5 protein-coding genes are annotated in these 3,504 nt (G+C 67.2%); 4 read left to right on the top strand and 1 reads right to left on the bottom strand.

Annotated elements, in window-relative coordinates; translation table 11 throughout:
* The coding region (locus CF161_RS00125) for an aminoglycoside phosphotransferase family protein (RefSeq protein WP_020294488.1) at positions 1–442 on the top strand (442 nt) is incomplete at its 5' end.
* A 276-nt stretch (positions 443–718) separates the two neighbouring features.
* Here the strand turns inward: CF161_RS00125 and CF161_RS00120 are convergent.
* On the bottom strand, positions 719–2,047 hold the full coding sequence (locus tag CF161_RS00120; RefSeq protein ID WP_020294487.1) for a PLP-dependent aminotransferase family protein: 1,329 nt from the start codon (positions 2,045–2,047) through the stop codon (positions 719–721).
* A gap of 88 nt (positions 2,048–2,135) precedes the next feature.
* Between CF161_RS00120 and CF161_RS00115 the strand changes: the two genes are divergently transcribed.
* The 3 genes from CF161_RS00115 to CF161_RS00105 all read left to right on the top strand — a co-directional run.
* Positions 2,136–2,765 (top strand): LysE family translocator, encoded by a 630-nt coding sequence (locus tag CF161_RS00115; protein WP_020294486.1) that lies wholly within the window; start codon positions 2,136–2,138, stop codon positions 2,763–2,765.
* Positions 2,766–2,789: 24 nt separating this feature from the next.
* Positions 2,790–3,155: an antibiotic biosynthesis monooxygenase gene (locus CF161_RS00110; RefSeq protein ID WP_020294485.1), complete on the top strand. Its 366-nt coding sequence runs from the start codon at positions 2,790–2,792 to the stop codon at positions 3,153–3,155.
* Between the two features lie 139 nt (positions 3,156–3,294).
* Positions 3,295–3,504: hypothetical protein (locus tag CF161_RS00105; protein WP_020294484.1), on the top strand; the 210-nt coding region annotated here is incomplete at its 3' end.

Raw genomic sequence — 3,504 nt, 5'->3', positions numbered from 1 at the left:
CTGGTTCCAGGCGCTGCGCCCGGCGGCCGCGCGCGAAGGCGGGGTGCTGCTGGAAAGCCTGGCCGCCGCCGATGCATTGCTGGCCGACCCGCGTGACGAGGTGGTGCTGCACGGCGATGCCCATCACGAGAATATTCTCGACTTTGGCGAACACGGCTGGCTGGCCATCGACCCGAAGCGGGTGCGGGGCGAGCGCGGGTTTGATTTCGCCAACCTGATCTGCAACCCGCAACTGCCGACGGCCACCGATCCGGCGCGCTTTACCGGGCAGGTCGCGGTGATTGCCGAGGCCGCCGACCTGCCGCGCCAGCGCCTGTTGCAGTGGGTGCTGGCTTACAGCGGCTTGTCGGCGGCCTGGTTTCTGGAGGACCGGAATCAGGCGGGCGCCGGGCACCAGCGTCAGATGGCGCGCCTGGCGACTGAGGCACTGGCGCAGCCCTAGGGGTTTACGGAAGGCCCCCTATGGCGAATGGCTTACACGCGCTGCCCGTGATGTCGTCTATTGCCCCTTGAGGTTTGTGTTTAATCTTCACTCCATCAACTGCAGCGCAGGAAGCGCTCAGGATCAAGGATGATCGACCATTTGCAAGGACGCTACCGACAGGGAGTCGACATGGTCTTGGGAAAACCCGCTTCGGCGGGTTTTTTTATGCCCGGAAAAAACTCAGGTCACCGTACACAGTGCGCCGACCGACCGTAGCCGCTGCCTCGGCAGGGGCTACAGGTCAGTTACTGCATCGCGCACTTTGTGCAGCGCCTGTTCCAGCGCCTCCAGGCTGATGGAGCCCAGGGCCACCCGCAGCGCCTGCGGCACGTGGGCGGTGGTGGCGAAGGGCTCGGCCGAGGTCACCCGTACGCCCTGGCGTTCCAGCTGGCTGACCACGTTGTCGGCGCGCAGGCCCTGGGCGAGCCTGAGCCAGAGGTAGTAGGACGATGGGTGGGCACTCAGCTCGCAGCCCTTGAGCACCCGCCGTGCCAGGCGTTGCCGGCGACGGGCGTCGGCGCGCTTTTGTTCCTCCAGGCTGTCCACCAGCCCCGATTCGATCCAGTGACAACCCAGGGCCACGGTCAGCGCCGGGGTGCTCCAGGTCGAAAGACGAATCGCCTGTTCCAGGGCCGGGATCATCTCCAGCGGCGCCACGATAAACCCCAGGCGCAGGCCCGAAGCGACGCTCTTCGACAGCCCGGAAATGTACAGCGTGCGCTCCGGGGCCAGGGTTTGCAGGGGCTTGGGCGCCGGTTCCGCGAGAAAGGCATAGGCGCCGTCTTCGATAATCAGCAGGTCATGCTGCCGGGCCAGTTGCGCCAGGCGCAGCCGGTCAGCCTGGGGCATTACCGTGCCCAGGGGGTTGTGCATGGTCGGCATGCAATACAGGGCCCGCACCGGGCGCCGCTGGCACAGCGCTTCGAGCGCATCCAGGTCCATCTGGCCGTCCCGTTGCGGCAGAGCCTCCAGGTCCAGGCGGTGGAACTGGGCCAGGGTTTTCAGGCCCGGGTAGGTCAGGGCATCGAGTGCCAGCACATCCCCCGGTTGCAGCAGCGCCATTACGCTCACCGCCAGCCCCTGCTGGGCACCGTTGACGATCAGCACCTGCTCGCCGGGCACGCGGATGGCGCGGTTGCGCAGGTGGCGTGCAGCGGTTTGCCGTTCATGGGGGCGCCCGCCCTGGGGCGGCGAATGCAGCAGGGCGTCGAGGTCGCCCGACGCGGCGATGGCCCGCAGGCCGTCACGCAGCAGGTGCGCCTGGCCGGGCAGGGCGGGGTAGTTGAAGGTCAGGTCCACCGCGCTGCTGCGCGGCGGGTGCTGCTCCAGGCCCATGCCCCGGGGCAGGCTGCTGTCGCGCACAAAAGTGCCGCGTCCGGGTTCGCCCACCACCAGGCCGATGGCTTCCAGCTCGTTGTAGACCCGCAGCGCAGTGGCCAGCGCCACCTGTTCCTGGGCCATCAGCGCCCGCAGGGTCGGCAACTGGGTGCCGGGGGCCAGCTCGCCACTGCGGATGCGAGTGGCCAACTGGTCGACGATGCGCTTGTAGCGGATTCGGCTCATGCAGGGGTCCTGTGTATCTAGATCAATTTTTTGTTTGTATCAGATCGGCGCTCTAATCTAGCGCCTTTTCCACAGGAGTGCCGCGCCGATGATTGACCTGGCGACCCTCTCGATCTTTGTCGGCTCGGTGTTGCTGTTGCTGCTGTCGCCCGGGCCGAACATGGCCTTTGTGCTCAGCCACGGCCTGGCCTATGGCTGGCGCGGCGGCGTGGCCTGCGGGCTGGGGATCGGCGCGGCGGACGTGCTGCTGACGCTGTTGACCGCCACCGGGGTGACGGCGCTGGTGGCGGGCTGGCCGCCGGCGTTCGACCTGATCCGCTACGCCGGCGTCGCCTACCTGCTGTGGCTCGCCTACCAGGCCGTACAGGCCCGGGGGCCGAAGCACCTGCGGCAGGCGCCACGGGTGCCGCTGCCCACGGTGTGGGTCCGGGCGCTGCTCAACAGCCTGCTGAACCCCAAGGCCCTGCTGTTTTTCATGGTGTTCCTGCCGCAGTTCGTGCGGCCCGGGGGCGGTTCGATCGCCTTGCAGCTGCTGGTCCTGGGCCTGGTGCTGACCCTGGTCAGCGTGGTGTTTCACACCCTGCTCGGGGTGTTCGGCAGTGCCCTGAGCCGTGGGCTCGGCGCCAGGCCGGGCCTGGCCCGGATCCAGCCCTGGCTGCTGGCGGCGGTGCTGTTGCTGCTGGCCGCGCGCCTGGCGCTGATGACAAGTCCCCTCTGATGCACGTTACCCATGGAGTTCAGCATGTATATCGCCGCTTTTATCTACAAACCCGGGCAGCAGGATCAGGAGTTCCAGCGCCTGAGCGCGATCATCGACGAGATCGCCATCAGCCTGCCGGGGTTCGTCGGCGCCCAGTCGTGGACCTCGGCGGATGGGCAATTGGTCAATGCCAGTTATTACTGGGAAGACGAGGCGTCGATCCAGGCCTTCGCCCGGCACCCGGCGCACCTTGAAGCCAAGCGCCAGTACCGCCAGTGGTACGCCGGTTATCAGGTGCTGATCTGCAAGATAGAGCGCGCCTACGGTGACGGGCAGATCCCCCAGCTGGTGGCCAATAACCGGCAGGGGCCGGTGCTGCGGGCTGCACCGTCGTTGACAAAAGCCTGAAGCGGCTGCGCTGGGTGTGGTGAAATAGGCGGCTTTTTTTCAGCCAGGGATCAGCATGACGCCGCTTGAACCAAGGGTTTCCAATGGAGTGGAGACAGCCGCAGCCAGCCACAGGCCGAGCCTGTCACGTGTTTGGCGCGTGGCGTGGCTGGGCGTTGCGCTGTGCCTGGCATCACCTGCCGCCCTGGGCGTTAGCGTCCACTGCACCGGGCCCAAATGCCCGACCCTGGGCGATGGGCTGTTGTTTATGGTCAAGGCCTTTGTGGCGTTGAACGTGGCCGGTGCGCTGTGGCTGATCGGCCGCGATCTGCTGGCGCTGTGGCGGCGCCGGCGGCACCCCCGGGCCAGC

This window comes from Pseudomonas sp. CF161, assembly GCF_000416215.1.
Lineage (GTDB): Bacteria > Pseudomonadota > Gammaproteobacteria > Pseudomonadales > Pseudomonadaceae > Aquipseudomonas.
Note: the sequence above shows the minus strand (reverse complement) of the source record. Positions and strands in the feature narration are given on the sequence as shown.